13 protein-coding genes and 1 tRNA gene are annotated in these 17,076 nt (G+C 61.9%); 10 read left to right on the forward strand and 4 right to left on the reverse strand.

Going from position 1 to position 17,076, the window contains the following annotated elements; all coding sequences use genetic code 11:
• Nucleotides 1-150 precede the first annotated feature (150 nt).
• The gene (locus NKI35_RS02010; RefSeq protein ID WP_023671105.1) at nt 151-384 is read right to left on the reverse strand and encodes a hypothetical protein; all 234 of its coding nucleotides are present in this window, start codon (nt 382-384) and stop codon (nt 151-153) included.
• Between the two features lie 185 nt (nt 385-569).
• On the opposite strand from NKI35_RS02010, the gene NKI35_RS02015 reads away from it, so the two are divergent.
• Together NKI35_RS02015 and NKI35_RS02020 are read left to right on the forward strand one after the other, a co-directional pair.
• The gene (locus NKI35_RS02015) at nt 570-2,570 is read left to right on the forward strand and encodes an AI-2E family transporter (RefSeq protein ID WP_352738267.1); all 2,001 of its coding nucleotides are present in this window, start codon (nt 570-572) and stop codon (nt 2,568-2,570) included.
• 130 nt (nt 2,571-2,700) lie between these two features.
• Nucleotides 2,701-2,859, forward strand: coding sequence for a hypothetical protein (locus NKI35_RS02020; protein ID WP_023726519.1), 159 nt, complete (start codon nt 2,701-2,703; stop codon nt 2,857-2,859).
• Between the two features lie 422 nt (nt 2,860-3,281).
• Here NKI35_RS02020 and NKI35_RS02025 read toward each other — a convergent pair whose 3' ends face one another.
• Nucleotides 3,282-3,650 carry a response regulator gene (locus NKI35_RS02025; protein ID WP_352738269.1) on the reverse strand — a complete coding sequence of 123 codons (369 nt, stop codon included), beginning with the start codon at nt 3,648-3,650 and terminating at the stop codon, nt 3,282-3,284.
• A 126-nt stretch (nt 3,651-3,776) separates the two neighbouring features.
• Here NKI35_RS02025 and NKI35_RS02030 point away from each other — a divergent pair, with 126 nt between their 5' ends.
• The 4 genes from NKI35_RS02030 to NKI35_RS02045 all read left to right on the forward strand — a co-directional run bounded on the left by NKI35_RS02030 (nt 3,777) and on the right by NKI35_RS02045 (nt 11,453).
• Nucleotides 3,777-5,597, forward strand: coding sequence for a PAS domain S-box protein (locus NKI35_RS02030; RefSeq protein ID WP_352738271.1), 1,821 nt, complete (start codon nt 3,777-3,779; stop codon nt 5,595-5,597).
• A gap of 192 nt (nt 5,598-5,789) precedes the next feature.
• The gene (locus NKI35_RS02035) at nt 5,790-6,083 is read left to right on the forward strand and encodes a hypothetical protein (protein WP_023704064.1); all 294 of its coding nucleotides are present in this window, start codon (nt 5,790-5,792) and stop codon (nt 6,081-6,083) included.
• A gap of 472 nt (nt 6,084-6,555) precedes the next feature.
• Complete coding sequence (locus NKI35_RS02040) at nt 6,556-6,711, forward strand: hypothetical protein (RefSeq protein WP_156033724.1); 156 nt, start codon at nt 6,556-6,558, stop codon at nt 6,709-6,711.
• Between the two features lie 110 nt (nt 6,712-6,821).
• Entirely contained in the window at nt 6,822-11,453 is a 4,632-nt protein-coding gene (locus NKI35_RS02045; protein WP_352738273.1) for an autotransporter outer membrane beta-barrel domain-containing protein, read from the forward strand.
• Between the two features lie 904 nt (nt 11,454-12,357).
• Here the strand turns inward: NKI35_RS02045 and NKI35_RS02050 are convergent.
• Nucleotides 12,358-12,756: a hypothetical protein gene (locus tag NKI35_RS02050; protein WP_023683172.1), complete on the reverse strand. Its 399-nt coding sequence runs from the start codon at nt 12,754-12,756 to the stop codon at nt 12,358-12,360.
• 509 nt (nt 12,757-13,265) lie between these two features.
• Here NKI35_RS02050 and NKI35_RS02055 point away from each other — a divergent pair.
• Nucleotides 13,266-13,718 carry a BA14K family protein gene (locus NKI35_RS02055; RefSeq protein WP_352738275.1) on the forward strand — a complete coding sequence of 151 codons (453 nt, stop codon included), beginning with the start codon at nt 13,266-13,268 and terminating at the stop codon, nt 13,716-13,718.
• Nucleotides 13,719-13,948: 230 nt separating this feature from the next.
• On the opposite strand, the gene NKI35_RS02060 is transcribed toward NKI35_RS02055, so the two are convergent.
• Nucleotides 13,949-14,038 (reverse strand) — tRNA-Ser (locus NKI35_RS02060).
• Between the two features lie 361 nt (nt 14,039-14,399).
• Between NKI35_RS02060 and NKI35_RS02065 the strand changes: the two genes are divergently transcribed.
• The 3 genes from NKI35_RS02065 to NKI35_RS02075 all read left to right on the forward strand — a co-directional run bounded on the left by NKI35_RS02065 (nt 14,400) and on the right by NKI35_RS02075 (nt 16,827).
• Entirely contained in the window at nt 14,400-15,146 is a 747-nt protein-coding gene (locus NKI35_RS02065; RefSeq protein WP_352738277.1) for a hypothetical protein, read from the forward strand.
• Between the two features lie 116 nt (nt 15,147-15,262).
• Nucleotides 15,263-15,586, forward strand: coding sequence for a hypothetical protein (locus NKI35_RS02070; RefSeq protein ID WP_023691865.1), 324 nt, complete (start codon nt 15,263-15,265; stop codon nt 15,584-15,586).
• Between the two features lie 251 nt (nt 15,587-15,837).
• The gene (locus tag NKI35_RS02075) at nt 15,838-16,827 is read left to right on the forward strand and encodes a BMP family lipoprotein (protein WP_023683177.1); all 990 of its coding nucleotides are present in this window, start codon (nt 15,838-15,840) and stop codon (nt 16,825-16,827) included.
• Nucleotides 16,828-17,076: the final 249 nt, after the last annotated feature.

Here is a 17,076-nt window from a genome sequence, read left to right on the forward strand (position 1 = left end):
TCCGTCAAGAGCTGCAGGGGCAGGGGGCGACACCGACCTGGGCAGGGGCAATGCGGGCATTCGCCTAGGATTGACGAAAGTCCACCGCAGGGCGGAGCGGGCGAGATACGGACCGTCCGTTGGGACGCCGTTCCCCCAAGCTGCCGCGCGCTACTGGTCCGAAAACCTCACGCTCACGCCGCGCTGGCGAAAATAAGCCTGCATCAACTTACGGCCCGAGCGGTTGTTCTGCGCCAATTTTGCCGGATCGAACACCGCCTGTTTTGCGCCCTCTCGTGTCAGCGCAGCCTTGAGCGTCGCGATATGGGCGTCGATGTCGGCATTGTCCGCCCGCAGCGAGGCATAGATACTTTCGGTCGCTTCGGCCACAGTCGGTTCGCTCACAGATGTCGTCCTTTGGTTGGTTGGGCGGCGGCTTTACCACAGATTTGCGGCTCCGACGATATCGACTGAACCGTCAGAGCACAGCGCCCAGGGCGCAAAACCGCAAAACGTATGTATTCGGCCCTGCTAAACATTGCCCGGCAGGCGAATGGGTCTAACTATCGCTAGGAAACGGGGGGAATCACGTGGCTGCCAATCGTCGAAACGAGATCTCATCGTCCGAGCGAGGGCTAGGACGGATTCTTGCGGCAGGCAATGCCCATCCGCGCACAGCTCTGCCTACCGTGGCAACCATCGTCACGACGGTAGCTGCGCTGTATTTTGGTCGTGAGGTGTTCCTTCCCATTGCCATCGCGCTGCTTTTGACCTTTGCGCTGGTGCCGATGGTCTCCGCACTGAAGCGTGTCGGCTTGCCTCGGCTGCCCGCAGTGCTTCTGAGCGTGATTGGCGCGTTCGCGGCCCTGGGCCTGTTCAGCTTCATTGTTGCGACCCAGGTAAGCGAGCTTGCTCAGAACATTTCCGTCTACCAGACAAACATTCTGACCAAGGTGCGTTCCCTCAAGGAGACGGGCGTTGGTGGCGGCATAATTGCCAGGCTGAGCGGGGTGATCGAGCGCGTCGGTCAGGAGATCGACAAGCAGGATGTGGCGCCGCCTGCGGCCGACAAGCCCCGGCGCGAGCCTGTTCCCGTCGAGATCGTCGCCCGCGAGAGACCTCTGGAGGTATTGCAGAACATCATCGGACCGTTGATCAGCCCGCTGGCATCAGCTGGCCTGATCATCATCGTCGTCATCTTCATGCTGCTTGAGCGCGAGGATCTGCGCGACCGGTTTATCCGCCTCGTCGGCTATGGCGACCTCCATCGCACAACGCAGGCATTGCAGGATGCCGGCAAACGGGTTGGCCGCTATCTGATCATGCAATTGGTGGTCAACATCGTCTACGCGATACCAATCGCGATTGGCCTTTGGGTGCTCGGCATTCCCAACGCGCTGCTGTGGGGGTTGCTGGCACTGGCGCTGCGCTTCGTTCCCTATATCGGCCCTGTTATCGGCATGCTGCTGCCCTTGTTTCTGGCCTTGGCGGTTGCGCCCGGCTGGTCGCTGGTGCTGTGGACCGCCGCACTGTTTGTCGTCATGGAATTGGTAACCGGCAACGTCATCGAACCGTGGCTCTATGGCTCGCGCACGGGACTTTCTCCTTTGGCAATCATCGTTGCGGCAATTTTCTGGACATGGTTGTGGGGGCCGCTCGGCCTGGTCCTTTCGACGCCGCTGACAGTTTGCCTCGTCGTCCTCGGGCGACATGTTCCGCAGTTCGAATTTCTCGACGTCCTGTTTGGCAACGAGCCCGTCCTTGAAGCTCACGCCCGGCTCTATCAACGGCTCCTGGCCGGCGATCCCGACGAGGCAACTGACCATGCCGAGGAGATCCTCGAGGAGAAGTACCTGATCGATTTCTACGACACTGTCGCCATTCCTGCTCTCCTGTTGGGCGAGCAGGACCGCATGCGTGGCGTGATGGGCGATCAACAGCGAAGGCAGGTGGCGGCGAGCGCCCAAATTCTTGTGGCAAATCTTGCCGACGATGCACAGGAAGAGGCAAGCGAGGAAGATGCGCCGACAACCACCGCCGAAGGGAGCGCGAGCAGGGAAACAGATGGCGTCGAAGAGGAAGAGATCGAACTGCCCGACGGCAAGGACATGTCGGTGCTTTGTGCCGGCGGTCGCGGCGAACTCGACGATGCCGCTGCCGCCATGCTCGCTCAGGTGCTGGAGGTGCAAGGTGCTACGGTGGCGAAGGCCAGTTTTGTCGATATGGAGCCGGCAGGTATTCGTCGTCTCGAACTAGAGGCGATCGACACCGTCGTGGTCGGTTTCCTGAACCGGGATTCGCTCAAGCATGCCCGCTTTCTGGTCCGGAGACTGAAGCGCGCCAAGGCAGGTTTGAGAATTGGGATTGTGTTCTGGTCAGACGCGGAGCAGGGCGATGTCGGGCAAGAAAGGCAAGCTTTGGCCGCCGACATCAGCGCCGATTTCGTAGCCCACGGCATGGTCAACGCTGTGCTTGGCGCACTTTCTCCAGCGCCGGCCGTTCCCCTCAAAGTCGTTTCGAAACGCCGCGATCGACGCCGTCCGGCCCCTCGAAAACGGATCCCGGCCCAGGCAACGGCCGCAACAGCCTAGCCGCACCGCCATGTCACAGATTGCCGCGCCGGCGCTGGAATGCCTGGTGAGACGGCAAGATCGTCCCCCACTCGCAGGCCATGGAACAATCTCGCGGCCTTGCGGTTCCTAACATCGAAGGAGACCCCCCATGCTTAGATTCCTTATCCGCCTTGGCGCGATCTATGCAGCGTTCCAGATCGGCAGAGAGTTCGGCCGCAAGGAGACCGAAGTCGTGCTCCTGCCGCCGCCCGTTGACTACGAGCGGCACCCGACGTCAAGAAACGAAACCGAGTTCGGAGAGACATAGGACTGCTCAATCTGTCTGGTCGATCTGGCCCATGCTGGCGCCGTCCCTGCGCGGGGCGCATTATCGTGCGAACGGACCGGCCACTTGGCTGTGCCAGGATCGATCCTCGCAACGCAATAAGCCGCTATCTGTTCAAACGCGGCACAGCGAGGTTGACCGTGCGTCGAGGAATGAGTCTCTCTCAGATCTTGGCGTTGAGCCGATGGAGAAGGCATGATCAGCACGGGCAAGGCACGACCCTAAGAAAGTGGAAGGGAAGAAGCACTGGTGCTGTCAATTGCCAGGGAGACCGGCATCACCGAGGATCACGGGCGCGACCTTGTTCGCCTGATCGGCACCGGCCGCAATTCGCTGCTCCGTGAGGCGCGGCAGCTGCTCCGGCAGCGCCTGGCTAATTTAGACCAAAGGTGCTCAGAGCACGGCTATCCCGTCATTTTCTGCTGGCCGGCAGTCATGGCTATGAGAGCCCGGATCACCTCTGCAGGTCCGGCGGGTTTCATCACTCTTACGCCGGACGAGAACGCTTCGTGGGTTTCCTCGATCCCCAGGCCGGAATAGACGACGAAAGGAACCGCCCGCCCTGCCAAGATTTTTGCCGCGTCAACAGTCTCGCCGTCCGACAACCTGACGTCCAGGATCGCTGCGGCGGGGGTATGGTTCGCAAGAAAACGTTTCGCCTGGGAACATGTCGCCGCCAATGCCACGGCAAAGCCCGCCTCCGAAAGAGTGGACTCCATATCCAGTGCTATCAAGGCTTCGTCGTCGACGACAAGGACCAAGGGTTTGCCCATGCGCGGATGATCGCACGTTTGTAGATGGAAGACGAGTCGAGGCTACGACCCTTAGGGTCCGGTTCCCGTACGCAGCGGGTCGAGATCGCGAGCAATGGGAACCAACTGATCCAAGCCGCATTATATTTGGTTGGACTGGACAAGGTGTTTGGGATGCATGAAGCAACACAGGCGAATGTTGTCGCCTTCGAAAACCCGGGAGTGTCCAGCAATGACGGTCTGGATTTCGATTACAAGGATTTCTTCGAAAACGGCGCCGTTGCCCTGCATCTGGTGAACGCAGACGGCGTGATCGTGCATGCCAACCAGGCTGAGCTCAACCTTCTCGGCTATCCCGCAGAGGACTACCTCGGTTGCCACATCGCCGAGTTCTATCCCGACCGGGACGTCATAGAGGACATTTTGGGTCGCCTTGCCAATGGCGAGAAGATCGTAAGATATCCGGCGCGATTGAGGGCCAGCGATGGATCGATCAAGCATGTCGAAGTCACCTCAAGCGGACATTTCCGAGACGGCAAGCTGATCAACACCCGGTGCTTCACGGTCGATGTAACCGACTTGGTGCACACCCGCTCGGAGCTCAGGCAGCATGACAGTACCTATCACCAGATACTCGACGGCCTACCCGTCGCCATCTACACGACCGATCAGGATGGGACGATCACCTACTACAACCGCGCCGCGGCCGATCTGGCAGGCAGGGAGCCTGAAATCGGCAAGGATAAATGGTGCGTGACGTTCAAGCTGTTCACTGCCGACGGCAAGGAATTGCCGCACGATGAATGCCCGATGGCCATTGCGCTCAAGGAGAACAGGCCGGTCCGCAATCAGCAAGCTGTTGCGCAACGGCCCGACGGATCGTTTTTTCCGTTCCTGCCCTACCCGACACCGCTGCGGGACGAGCACGGCGCTCTGATCGGCGCCGTCAACATGCTGCTGGACCTGACGGACCGCCAACGTGCCGAAGAAACCAGGCAGCACCTCTCAGCGATCGTGGAATCCTCATTTGACGCGATCGTCAGCAAGGATCTCAACACCATCATAAAAAGCTGGAACCAGGGCGCCGAACGGCTTTTCGGCTACACCGCCGACGAAGCGATTGGCCGGTCGGTGACCATGCTGATCCCCGAAGACCATCAGGACGAGGAACCCCGCATTCTCCAACGCATTCGCCGCGGCGAACGCGTCGAACCATTCGAAACGACCCGCCAGCGCAAGGATGGCAGCCTGGTTCCGGTTTCGCTGACGATATCGCCCGTGCGTAACGCAACCGGGCAGATCACCGGCGCATCGAAGATAGCGCGAGACATCACGTCGACGAAGGAGAATGAATATCGCATCCGCATGCTGATGCGCGAGGTCAACCACCGGGTGAAAAACCAGTATTCGGTCATCCTGTCGATGATCCGGGAGACCAACAAGCGATCGGAGACGCCAAAACAATTTGAAACCCAGGTGCGCGAGCGCATCATGGCGTTGTCACGATCTCACGACCTGCTTGTATCGGCGGATTGGAAGGGTGCCACGATCAGCGAACTTTTGGCGGCCCAGGTCGAGCCTTTCCCGCGGGGGGATTTGATCGAAATGTCGGGCCCATCATTGGTGCTCAGTCCCAACGCAGTTCAGTATCTCGGGATTGCCTTCCACGAATTGGCGACCAACTCGGCCAAATACGGCGTGCTCTCAGGGGACAAGGGCCGGATCTCGGTCACATGGGGCATCACCGGTTCCGGTGCTTCGAGGCTCTTTCACCTCACCTGGGTCGAAACCGATGGGCCGCAGGTTCAGACTGTCGGACAAGGTGGCTTTGGAACCGTGGTGCTGAAGCGGGTCGCGCCCGCGGCGGTTAGTGGGAAGGGAATTCTCGAACACGGTCCGCATGGCATAACATGGAGCCTGGAAGCGCCTTTGGCTTCCGTGGCAGCTTCTGCCGTCCATGAAGCTTAGAAGCAGGAAGCAGCCCTGCAACGAGCATTCGTCAATTGGAAGCCCTTGATGCGGCCTTTGCCGAGCGAAAACCCCGTTTCCGCTAAAGATCGCCAGAGCCATTGCTAAAGTCGACGGAGCAAATCACCGGCAGAGGGCGCATTTCGTTGCACGGAACGGGACAGGACCGGCGTAGCCAGAGGCGAGGTAACTATGGACATCGACGAGTTCCGTGCGACCCTTCAGGGAGTAGAGCCCCCGGCGAATCTTGGGATGGCGCTCCACGCTCTATGGTGGGATAGACAGGGCGATTGGGAGCGGGCGCATGAGTGTGTGCAGGCCAACGAATCTGATCCGGCCTCTGTATGGGTTCATGCCTATCTGCACCGCAAAGAAGGCGACCTTTCTAATGCAGCCTACTGGTACCGCCGCGCCGGGCAGCCTGTGGCAACTGGCAAGCTAGACGCAGAGTGGGAGTCGATTACAGAATCACTTCTTGCAGGATAGTGAGGGGTCGCCCAAGGGGCAGCCTAGCGCCTCATCGCCCCCGTAGAGGCGAAACTCACCTCCGCCCGATGGGATCGGCTGGAGCCCAGGAGGTCCGAACGTTTCCGCATAAATTGATGCAGCGAGATTGTTCTCGCGATTCCGTAAGGTCTCTGCTTAATAAGCTATATCTAATATTGACTACTTTCTGTCGCTCAAAAGTCGCAGACTTCATTTTACTGATCACCGTTAGCTTCTTGGTAGCTCTCATGACTATAAACTTCTTGCGGGCGAATAGCTTTCATGCTGCCTTCGCGCACTCAGGAATCAGGGAGCTTAGGCATGGCGGAGCGGATTGCGCGTGATGGGTTTTGGGTTTTGCATCTCGCGCGCTTGCCGCAAGTCGTGTCGCTTCGCTCCAGCACTTCCGCCTTGACGATCCTAACTGTTGCCCTTGCGCTGAGCGCCGCGCCGGCTCGGGCCGATGGCGGCAATGGTAGCAGCGCAGGCGCTGGACAAGGTGGCGTTGACGGCGCGCTCGCGAGTGCCACGGGTCAGAATGCCGCCAATGGCGCGACCGCTGGTGGCGGTGGTGGCGGCATTGACCTCACGACGGGTGACGGGGCGCCAGGAGGATCGGGAGCGGTAAGTGGGACAGCTAACAACCCAAATGGCGTTGCCGGTGCCACTGGTGCTACGGGTCTGGTCATCTCGACAGACGGGACCATTGCAACCAGCATCAGCGGCGGGGCCGGCGCTTTGGGCTCCCCTGGCACGAATGGCGTCGTCAGGAGCGGCGGCGGTGGCGGTGGCGGTGTGGGCGTCAGTGCCACGGCCGACGTTACAGTCAATGGCACGGGATCGGTGAGTGGTGGCACTGGCGGCCGAGGTGGGACCAATGGCAACAGCGGCAGCGGTGGTGGCGGCGTCGGCATATTCTCGTCCGCAAACGTGTTTGTAGAGGCGGGCGGCAGCGTTACCGGCGGCACGAGTCTCTCCACAATTGGGGTCCAAGCAGGTGGTGGCGGCGGCGCGGCTGCCATCGTCCTGATGGGCGGCGGGACAATCCAGAACAGCGGGAATCTGCTCGGGGGTGCCGGTGGAAGAACAGTTCTCGGCGGCGGTGGGGACGGTGGCGCCGCTGTTCTGCTGCTTTCAGGTGGAACCGTCATCAACAAGCTAGGTGCGACGATCGTTGGCGGCGGTGGCGGTCAGGGCTCCTTGGCAGGCGGCGATGGCGCCGCAGGGATCAAGGGCGCCAACATCGCGGTCATCAATGCGGGTACGATCAGCGGCGGTGCCGTCGGCACCGGTGGCGGAACGCCGGCAGCCGGCAAAGCCATCCAGTTCACCGGCGGCGTCAATTCGCTGGAGATTCAGGCCGGCTCCACCATCACAGGCAATGTGGTCGCTTTCAGCGCCGCGGATACATTCAAGCTGGGTGGCGATATCAGCGCCAGTTTCGGTGTGTCGCAGATCGGCGCTGGCGCCAAATATGACGGGTTTGGGTTCTACGAGAAAACCGGAAACAGCACCTGGACCCTAACGGGGACGACAACTGCCGTCACGCCTTGGACCTTGTCCGGCGGGACCCTGCAAATTTCGAGTGACAACAATCTGGGCGCCCTGTCGGGCGGCTTGACCTTCGACGGCGGCACGTTGCGCACGACCACCAGCTTCGCCACCAATCGCAATGTCCTGATCAATTCGACCGGCGGGTTCGACACGGTGGCAGGCACGCAGTTGGACGTGTCAGGCCAGGTGACCGGCACCGGCACACTGGTCAAGAGCGGCGCCGGCACCCTCAACGTCACCAATTTGTCCAACAGCTATACGGGTGGCAACATCGTCAATGCAGGAACGCTTGCCGGCAACACCGTGGCGATCCGTGGCGACATCCTGGACAACGGCGCTGTCTCGTTTCTCGACCTCGGCCCCCACACCTTCGGCGGAAATATCTCCGGCTCGGGCAGCGTCGACATCGAAGGCTTCGGCACGCTGACGCTGACCGGTGCCAACACCCACAGCGGCGGCACCAAGGTCGGGACCGGCAAAAGCATCTCGGTCGCGTCGGACCAGAATCTGGGTGCCGCTACGGGCCTGCTGACACTCGACGGCGGCGAACTCGGCACGACAGCAAGCTTCGCCATGAGCCGCGATGTCAAGCTCACTTCCGCCTATGGCTACTTCCGCGCGGCGGCGGGTACGACGCTGACCGCGAATGGCGAGCTGAGCGGCGTGGGCGGCGTCTACAAGGAGGGCGCCGGCACCCTGGTGCTCAACGGCGACAGCACCTATTCCGGCCGTACCACGGTCGACGGGGGCAAGCTCGTCGTCGAAGGTTCGCTTGGGAATACCGAAACGACGGTCAACAGCGGCGGCACGCTGGGCGGCTCCGGCTCGATAGGCGGCGCGGTGATCGTCGCCGATGGCGGCGTGCTGGCCCCCGGCTCCAGTCCGGGTACGCTTACGGTCGGATCGCTCAGCCTGAGCTCCGGTTCTATGCTCGACTACGAGCTCGGCCAGGCAGGAATTGTCGGCGGCGGTGTCAACGACCTGATCGAGGTGACCGGAGCGCTGACGCTGGACGGCAGCCTCAACATCACCGATGTAGGCGGCTTTGGCCCTGGCGTCTACCGGCTCATCAATTATGGCGGCGCCCTCACCGACAATGGTCTCGAACTCGGCAATCTGCCGGCCGGCGTCACGGCGGCCGATTTGACGGTGCAGACTTCTGTCGCCAACCAGGTCAATCTTATCAGCAGTGTCGGTAACGACCTGTTGTTCTGGGACGGTGACGCGGCCGGGAATGCCAACAACGAGCTGGTCGATGGCGGCAACGGCACGTGGACTGCGGCAAGCCCGACGTGGACGACGAGCACCGGCCTGGTGACCGGCGCGATGAAGCCGCAACCCGGTTTCGCCATCTTCCAGACGCTTGGCGGCACCGTCACCACCGACGACAGCGCCGGCGCGCTGGAGGTTACCGGCATGCAGTTCGCTGCCGATGGCTACGGCATCGAGGGCGACTCCGTCACGCTCGCCGGCGCCGGTGGCGAGAGCATCATCCGGGTCGGCGACGGCACGGTGGCCGGAGCAGGTTACACCGCCACCATCGCCTCCGTGCTAACCGGGACCAGCAGCCTGACCAAGACCGATGCGGGCACGCTGGTGCTGTCCGGCGCCAACACCTACACGGGCGGCACCACCGTCCTGGGCGGCGTGCTATCTGTTTCAGCCGACAACAATCTCGGCGTTGCCGCTGGCGGCCTGACGCTCTCCGGCGGGACGCTGCGCAACACAGCGGCGTTCAGCTCGGCGCGCGACGTCACGCTTTCGTCGGCCGGCGGCACCTTCGACACTGTGGCCGACCTGACCTTGTCCGGTGCGATCTCTGGCGCTGGCAGCCTTGCCAAGACCGGCGCCGGCACGCTGACGCTTACGGGAACGAACAGCTATGGCGGCAACACGTTGGTCAGCGCTGGCACGCTGGTCGGCGATGCAACCTCGATTCGTGGCGACATCGGCAATTCCGGCACTGTCGTGTTCGACCAGGCGGCGGACGCCAGCTTCGCCGGCGATATCTCCGGCACCGGCGCAATGATGAAGGATGGCGCCGGCGTGCTGACGCTGTCAGGCACGTCGCTGCTGGACTGGACCGTCAATCAAGGCGGCCTCGTCTCGGCAGCCGAGCGCTTAGGTGGCGATGTCGCGATCGGCGCCGGCGCCTCCTTCACATTCGACCAAGTCGCCTCCGCCAGCTATGCCGGCGTGCTCTCGGGCGCCGGTACGTTCATCAAGGACGGCCAAGGCACGCTGCTGCTTGCGTTGGACAACTCAGGCTTTACCGGCGCCACAACGGTCAGCGGCGGCACGCTTGCCGCGGGCGCTGCGAACGCGTTCAGTTCCTCCTCGCAGTTTTCCGTCGCCTCGGGCGCCACGCTCGATCTTGCCGGCACGTCCCAGACGATTGCGGGGCTGAGCAACGCCGGAACGGTGCGCATCGCGGGTGGCGTCCCAGGCGACACACTTACCGTAAGCGGCGACTATGTCGGCAATAGCGGCGCCGTCGTTCTCAACGCTGCGCTCGGTGGTGACGGTTCGCCGACAGACATGCTGGTGATCGCCGGCAACACGTCAGGGACGGGTACCCTTCAGGTCGTCAATTTCGGCGGGTCGGGCGCCCAAACGGTCGGAGGCATCAAGATCGTCGACGTCGGCGGCGTCTCGAACGGCAGCTTCTCGCTCGACGGCAATTATACCTTCGAAGGCGATGCAGCGGTCGTCGCGGGCGCCTACGCATACAGGCTCTACAAGAACGGCGTCAGCACACCGGCCGATGGCGATTGGTATCTGCGCTCGGCCCTGGTCAACGGCGATCCCGATCCGCAGCCGCTCTATTCGCCCGGCGTGCCTCTGTACGAGGCCTATGAAGGGGTGCTGCAGGCCTTCAATGAACTGGGCACCATGCAGCAACGCATTGGCAATCGGTCGTGGGGCGAGGGTGCTACGCCGCAAGGTGCGGACCTGCCAGGCCAGGGCTCGGTCGACGGCAAGGCGATATGGGCGCGCATCGAAGCTGCCCATGCCGAGATCAAGCCTGAGACGTCGACCTCCGGCACGAACTATGACGTGACCACCTGGAAGCTGCAGGCCGGCGTCGATGGCCTGCTGCACGAAAGCGACGCCGGTACCCTGATCGGAGGGATTACGGCCCACTACGGAACCGCGTCGTCGGACGTCTCCTCGATCTTCGGGGCAGGGTCGATCGCTGCCACCGGCTTCGGCGTCGGCAGCACGCTCACCTGGTTCGGCAGCGGTGGCTTCTACGTCGACGCGCAGGCTGAGGCGACATGGTATGACAGTGACATCCGGTCGGCCACGCTGGGCACCACGCTTGCGGACAGCAACAACGGTTTCGGCTACGGGCTGAGCATCGAGACTGGACAGAAGATCGCCCTCAACGGCAACTGGTCGCTGACGCCGCAAGCCCAGCTTGCCTATTCGTCGGTCGACTTCGACACGTTCACCGACCCGTTTGGCGCCATCGTGTCGCCCGGCAGCAGCAACAGCCTCGTTGGCCGGCTCGGCCTCTCCGCGGACTATGAAGACCAGTGGGTGGACGATGCCGGGCAGGTAAGCCGTACGCACATCTATGGGCTCGGCAACCTTTACTACGACTTCCTCGACGGAAATGATGTCGATGTGTCTGGCACGAAGCTGGTCAGCGAAAATCAGGCGCTGTGGGGCGGTGTCGGCCTTGGTGGCTCGCTGAGCTGGGCGGACGGCCGCTACGCCGTCTTCGGAGAAGGGACAGCGCGGACAAGCCTCAAGGATTTTGGCGATAGCCACGCCCTGGGCGCCAAGCTCGGGTTCGCTGTGAAATGGTAGCGGCGATCAAGCTGGACATGTCGACTTTGGCTTGAGGGTTGTGTCCGGCACGGCTATGGAATCCGGACTTGCGGGCCACCTGGCTCGTCGGCCCTCGGACGTTTCCTTACCGGCTGCCGGCATCAAGTACCAGGCTCGAATCCGAAGCACCCTGGCGCTCGATCACAGGGATGCCAGCGCGCTGGACATGCGCTCCAGCCCTTGGCGCAACAGGGGACGCGGGCAGCCGACATTCAGGCGGATGAAGCCTTCGCCGCCAGGCCCATAGACGCGGCCGTCATAGAGATTAACCCCGGCCCGAACTGCTGCTGCGGGTAGCCGGTTGATGAACTTGCCAGCCGAAAGCGTTTGCGCAAGGCAAAACAGCCGGTCGGCCCCGCGCCTCTTTCCCCTACGCAAGAGGTGCGGGCGATGTCGCGGGCTTCAGTCCTTGTGCGGGACGATATAGCGACGGCTCACCGAATCCGCCCCTGTGCCCCGCGTGACGACAATGGTCCTGTATCCCGCGGGAACGGAACCTGTAGCCATCGGATCGATTAAACGGCATCGACCGACAATCTCTCCGTTGGGCGCGTCCGCGAGCCTCCTCGCTAGCGTCAACTGGCATGTGTCAAGGGATCCGAAAACGGCCGGTGATGTACCGAGTGGTTCGCAGACTCCCTGGCCGGGGCTGCAAGAAAGCAAAACTAGCACAGCAGCCGTTACCGGATCCATTTTTGAAGCTCCCTCCGCGAATGAGCCTCAACGCGCTATGTCGCAGTTTGTTCATTAAGCCCGGTTGTGCCCAGCCCGGCCAGCAGGGGCAGGAAGCCATGCCCACTATATCGCGCTGCCGGAATCGCCAGACGCCGGCAGCAACCAGCGAGATGACAAGGCGCGGATGTAGAGCGGGACGAAGCTTATATCAGTGGTGGGTCTTTCGATCCGCCAGCGTAAGCGCTTCGTCTATTTGTTGGCGCAGGCGGGTGAGGTCGTCCAACCGAAAATCAAGCGGCAGTTCCGCTCCACTCTCCAATCGGAGAAAGATGGCTACAGTGCCGTCCTCTTTCATGGCCAGTTGAGTGCTCGTTATAGAAATGCCCTGCAGTTTTGGTGTCATTTCGGCAGGAAGAGTGGCGACGAGCTTTCCCATCTCGACCGAGAGGGCAGCAATTGCCAAAGGAACACATTGTGCGGAGAAATCGAGTTGGAATCTCTTTGTGTCGATTGATCCAAATGTGACCGACACCGTGCCTAAGGCGGCGTCGATCCCAGATGCTAAAACTACATCCAGAACCGGAGCCTTCATAACCGTGTCCGCCATGGCGTTCCCCCGCTTTGTTGAATCGCAGCAAATCATCATCCCTGCGCCGGCACAAGGACACGCCCAACGCTCCCCGCCAACCATGGGATCTACGCCTTGTTGACAAGTCGCGTCTTCCGCTTCGGCGCTACGTAGCTCTCCACTAAGCGAGCGTGGAAATTCGAACTCGGCGCAATGATAACCCACAAAGACCAAATCTTGCCGTCTATGGTTATGGGAGGGGTTAGGACCAGCAAGGTCCGCGGGATTTGCGGCGTGCGATCCTTCATGAACGTGGATCCCAATCGGGATAGATCTTGGCGGACAGCCTAAAGCCGATTGATGACGAGGCATGGGCGCATTGCATTCTGACTCCGGAGATGGTTGCGAAGCTCTCCGCCTAACCGCTCCGCATCGCAAACGACAGAACCCCGCCAAGTGTGGGGTTTTGTTGTGGCAGGCGGGCGGAACCGGAACGCTCTTAAACCGTTTAAAGCCCATAAGGGACGGCAACGGAAAGATAGAAGATCATGAATAAGATTGTATCGGGTATGCTGGCGGTCACGCTGTCAGTTTCGTTCGCGGCCACCGCCGCTGTGCCTGCAGGTGCAGCGCAAATGTTCACGCCGCAGGCGCCTTCGGCGTCGTCCGATGTGCAGGCGGTGGACTACAAGCCGTGGATGAAGCATCGCGGCGATCGCAATTTCTCGCGCTACAACAATGACGGCCCCTACTGGAACGGCCATCGCGGCTCGCGCCATTACCGACACGGCTATCGCCGCCACGGCGATTTCTGGTTCCCCGCCGGAGCATTCATTGCCGGCGCCCTGATTACCGGCGCGCTCAACAACAACCATCGCGTCTACCGGGGTGGCGATTCGCATGTGCAGTGGTGCTACGATCATTACCGTAGCTACCGCGCCTCGGACAACACCTACCAGCCGAACTACGGCCCTCGTCGGGAGTGCAATTCTCCCTACTGAGATTTTTGACCGAAATGAGAACCCCGCTTCGGCGGGGTTTTTCTTTGTGTGAGGCGTGACGGCGAATTAGGGTTACGAGACCCGACATCGCTGTGAGGGACAAACAAATGCTCCGCCGCCACGAGACTCAAGATCCGGCTGGGCAAGGTTCCGAAGAGTTGCTACCGTCGAGTTTCCTCGGTTATGGCACATCGATAAATAGTCAAAGAATACAATAAAATCAACGGCGATGGCGGAGAGAGCGGGATTCGAACCCGCGTTACGGTCTCCCGTAAACACACTTTCCAGGCGTGCGCCTTCAACCACTCGGCCACCTCTCCGTCCTTGCATTCGCGCCCGGCCGGTTTTGCCACGCGGGTTGGGGAGATGCATCCCTTTGGGATTTGCGGGAAGACCCGCTTGATGGACACCGCCAACCAGCGGATGCCTTTCCCGGCGCCCGTCAATTAAACAGGCGCGGGGCTCATCTAGTCGATCCGGCGCCGAATGCCAAGCCATAACGGCAGTCTATTCGCTTTGCCGGCCATGCATCGTTTCGCGGGGCGTTGATCGGCTCCGCTTCTAAGGCGCTTCGGTTCTGAATGGTGTTCCACGGGCAAGGCGGCAGGGCCGGCCGCGCTTGACTTCGCCCCTCGCCACCTGTCGAGTGCGGCGGAGGCTTTGCGGGGGGCATCGTCCGACATGACATCGAGCAATGAACAGCCGGCCAGCGGAACGCCGGCCGGAGGCATGCCAGGCGGGCTGACGCCCGCAGGGCGTCCGGACAGCGGGCTGTCCTTCGTGCCCGTGGTCTGGCTCCTCTTCGTCATGGCATGGTCGGTCTACTGGCTGGTCTCGGCGCGGTGGCTGTTCGAGAGTTCCGGCGTGCCGGACAGGGTCTTCTATTTCGTGCTTGGCGGACTGGCCTTCGACATCGTCACCATCGTGTGGGGGCTTTATCTGCTCGGTCTCGCCTTCAGCCGTTCCGCGCGCTTTCCGCGTCATTTCACCATCTGGCAGCTCACCACCATCGCCTGGCGGCTGGCCGAGCAGGTCTATGCGCTGACCGTGCCCGATTTCACCGTCTCCGCCAGGGAGCTTGCGATCGCCGCCACCGAAATCGTCATCGGCCTGTTTTGCATTTACCTGCTTCGCCGCCGCGACGAGGCCAAGGCCTTTTATGCAAGGCCGGAAGCTCAGGCACCGTCAGCCTGTAGTTCGATCGTCGCCGCGCTGGCCGGCATCACCCTCGGCGCCGTCGTCGGCACTGTCGCCGGCTTCGCGCTCGGCGCGGGGATCGCCGAAGCCACCGACATCAGCTGTTTCGAAGGCGGCTGCGGCTACTTCGCGGTGTTCATCGGCCTTGCCGGGCTGGTGGTCGGGGCCATTGGCGGCGGCATCCTCGGCATCTGGCTCGTCCATCGGCGGAGCCGAAAGGTGGCCATATAGGCGGGCGATAGGCTTCAAATTCGCGTATGGCGATTGCGCGCCGGGCGTGCGCATTCTATTCCTCGCCTTTGACCGGAAGGTCCTCGGGAGGAACTTGAGGACCGGGGAAGATTTCGATGCTGCGTTTTTTGTTTCGCCTCGCGGCCATGGTCGCACTCTCGGTCGCCGTCATCATGGCCGTGCTCGACGCGACGCGCTCGGTGGCGGCTTCCGCATTGGTCATGACGCCGCTGAATTCGAGCTGGCTGGCGGTTTCGCCCGACACCCGCGCGGCCTTCGAGACCTTCGTGCGCGCCAAGGTCAATCCGATGATATGGGATGGCGGCATCGCCTGGGTGCTTGCCCAGCCGGGGTTTGCCGTGTTCGCGGTGCTTGCCTTCATCCTCTATGCGATCGGCTACCGGCGCCGGCGGCGCGGCGGAGAATTCGCGCCGGGCTGATGGGTTGTGCCGGCGGACTGCGACGACAACGCGGCAATCGTCCACAGCTGTCACCGCATTGGGCATGTTTTTCCAACGGGGGGCATGCTTTTCCAAAAGGTCAAAATTCCGCGTGAATTTTGTTTCGGGCCGTGCCAGATTGCCTTGAGCGGGAGGGGAGTACACTCCTGGCTGATGCCGCGTGCCTGCCGGAGAACCGGGCAGACGGGCGGCGCGTAACGGAAAAAAATAACCGACAGGGTGTGGATCACATGAAACGTATCGTTCTCGGCCTCCTGGCCGCAACCGCAATGGTTCTTCCGGCTTTCGCCGCGGATGTCCAGCCGGCCATCCTCTACGATCTCGGCGGCAAGTTCGACAAATCCTTCAACGAGGCTGCCTATCACGGCGCCGAAAAGTTCAAGACCGAGACGGGCACCGCCTATGTCGAGTTCGAAGTGTCGAACGCCTCGCAACGCGAGCAGGCGCTGCGCCGCTTCGCCGAGGACGGCCGCAACCCGATCGTCATGGCCGGCTTTGCCTGGGAGGATGCGCTGAAGGTGGTCGCGAAGGAATATCCCGATCTCAACTTCGCCATCATCGACGATGCCGTCGATATGCCCAATGTCCGCTCGCTGGTCTTCAAGGAAAACGAAGGCTCCTATCTCGTCGGCATCCTGGCGGCGATGGCCTCGAAGTCCAAGAAGGTGTCCTTCATCGGCGGCATGGACATTCCGCTGATCCGCAAGTTCGAATGCGGCTATGTCGGCGGCGCCAAGGCGGCCGGTGCGACCGATGTCATCCAGAACATGACCGGTGACACGCCCGCGGCGTGGAACGATCCGGCCAAGGGCGGCGAGATCGCCAAGACGCAGATCGACCAGGGCTCCGACGTCGTCTATGCCGCGGCCGGTGGCACCGGCGTCGGCGTGCTGCAGGCGGCGGCGGATGCCGGCAAGCTCGGCATCGGCGTCGATTCCAACCAGAACGGCCTGCAGCCCGGCAAGGTGCTGACCTCGATGCTGAAGCGCGTCGACGTTGCGGTCTACACCGCCTTCATGGACGGCAAGAACGGCACCTTCAAGGGCGGCCTGCAAAATCTCGGCCTCAAAGAAGGCGGCGTCGACTACGCCATGGACGACAACAACAAGGCGCTGGTCACCGACGAGATGAAGGCTGCCGTCGAAAAGGCCAAGGCCGACATCATCGCCGGCACGATCCAGGTGCACGACTATACCGCCGACAACGCCTGCCCGTATTGATTGATAAGAATTCGCTTACGAACCGCCGGGTAAAAGCCCGGCGGTTTTGTTTGAGGGCTTTAAAGGACGTTGAGGATTGGCGGAGGTCTCGGCGACGTCCGATCTCCCCCCTTGCGGGGGAGATGCCTGGCAAGGCAGAGGGGGGCTGTCCCTCGGCCTAACGGGGTTGTGTGCGTCAAGTTCTGCAAAATGGGCGATCATGAAACTGGTCATGCGGCTTGGCGTAGAGCGAGCTTCTTGTGCTCGCGC

The organism is Mesorhizobium sp. M0676 (assembly GCF_040320535.1).
Classification (GTDB): Bacteria; Pseudomonadota; Alphaproteobacteria; order Rhizobiales; family Rhizobiaceae; genus Mesorhizobium.

What these genes read in the sequence shown, in the direction of transcription:
- NKI35_RS02075 (WP_023683177.1), top strand. Translation starts at nt 15,838, where the DNA reads ATGAAACGTATCGTTCTCGGCCTCCTGGCCGCAACCGCAATGGTTCTT.
- NKI35_RS02025 (WP_352738269.1), bottom strand. Translation starts at nt 3,650, where the DNA reads ATGGGCAAACCCTTGGTCCTTGTCGTCGACGACGAAGCCTTGATAGCA.
- NKI35_RS02040 (WP_156033724.1), top strand. Translation starts at nt 6,556, where the DNA reads ATGGTAGCAGCGCAGGCGCTGGACAAGGTGGCGTTGACGGCGCGCTCG.
- NKI35_RS02020 (WP_023726519.1), top strand. Translation starts at nt 2,701, where the DNA reads ATGCTTAGATTCCTTATCCGCCTTGGCGCGATCTATGCAGCGTTCCAG.
- NKI35_RS02050 (WP_023683172.1), bottom strand. Translation starts at nt 12,756, where the DNA reads ATGGCGGACACGGTTATGAAGGCTCCGGTTCTGGATGTAGTTTTAGCA.
- NKI35_RS02055 (WP_352738275.1), top strand. Translation starts at nt 13,266, where the DNA reads ATGAATAAGATTGTATCGGGTATGCTGGCGGTCACGCTGTCAGTTTCG.
- NKI35_RS02070 (WP_023691865.1), top strand. Translation starts at nt 15,263, where the DNA reads ATGCTGCGTTTTTTGTTTCGCCTCGCGGCCATGGTCGCACTCTCGGTC.
- NKI35_RS02035 (WP_023704064.1), top strand. Translation starts at nt 5,790, where the DNA reads ATGGACATCGACGAGTTCCGTGCGACCCTTCAGGGAGTAGAGCCCCCG.
- NKI35_RS02065 (WP_352738277.1), top strand. Translation starts at nt 14,400, where the DNA reads ATGACATCGAGCAATGAACAGCCGGCCAGCGGAACGCCGGCCGGAGGC.